This window comes from Actinomadura sp. BRA 177 (genome assembly GCF_013372625.1).
In the GTDB taxonomy this organism is placed as follows: Bacteria; Actinomycetota; Actinomycetes; order Streptosporangiales; family Streptosporangiaceae; genus Spirillospora.
On record NZ_JABXFD010000672.1, the window covers coordinates 1 to 1,020 of the forward strand.

The following is a 1,020-nucleotide window of genomic DNA, read 5'->3' on the forward strand; positions in this document are numbered from 1 at the left end:
TTGTGTGTTGTAGGGAGGGGGCATGCACTGGATTCGATGCGATCCTCTTCGTCGGCAGCGTCAGAGGTGTATAAGGGACAGACCGGCGGGGTGGAGGAGGAGTTCCTGCTGGTCGACGCGGTGTCGGGCGAGTGCGTCCCGGACTGCGAACGCGTCCTGGCGGCCGCCGGCCCGCACCCGTGGGCGGCGTCGGGCGGCTCGTTCCAGGTCGAGCTGCTGGCCTCGCAGGTGGAGGCGGCGACCGGGGTGTGCCGCGACCTGCCCGGCCTGGCCGCGCAGCTGCGTGTCGGGCGGGCGCGGCTGGCGGCGGCGGCCCGGGAGGGCGGCGCGCTGCTGGTGGCGTCGGGGACGCCGGTGCTGGACGGCCGCCCGCCGCCGCCCGCGCGCGGCGACCGGTTCGCCGCGATCATGGCCGCCTACGGCGACGTGGTGGAGGACTACCAGGCGTGCGGCTGCCACGTCCACGTCGGCGTCCCCGGCCGCGACACCGCCGTGGCGGTGGTGAACCACCTGCGGCCGTGGCTGCCGGTGCTGCTGGCGCTGTCGGCGAACTCGCCGTTCGACCACGGCCGCCCGACCGGCTACGCCTCCCGCCGGGCGGTGGCGATGGCGCGGTTCCCCGGCGCGGGGGTGCCGCCGTGGTCGGCGTCGGCGGCCGAATGGGACGCCAGGGTCGCCGCGCTGGTGGAGGCGGGCGTGCTGGTGGACGAGGCCATGACGTTCTGGCTGGCGCGGCCGTCGCCGCGGTGGCCCACGGTGGAGGTGCGGGCCGCGGACACGGCGGCGACCGCCGACGAGGCGGTGCTGCAGGCGGCGCTGGTGCTGTCTCTTATACCCCTCTGACGCCGCCGACGAAGAGGATAGTGTAGACTCTGGCGGTCGCAGTCCCCATAAAAACAACACAACTCTTAACACAAGCATACGCTTCCGCCGACGACACAACAGCAGATCTCCATGTACTACTCATCCATAAAACGAGAACAACTCACTCTAACCCACACAGGAGAGCATACACTATAT

1 protein-coding gene is annotated in these 1,020 nt (G+C 71.4%); it reads left to right on the top strand.

Annotated features, from left to right (window positions below):
- Positions 1-66: 66 nt before the first annotated feature.
- Positions 67-843, top strand: a complete 777-nt coding sequence (locus HUX53_RS37490; RefSeq protein WP_309237619.1) for a YbdK family carboxylate-amine ligase — start codon at positions 67-69, stop codon at positions 841-843.
- Positions 844-1,020: the final 177 nt, after the last annotated feature.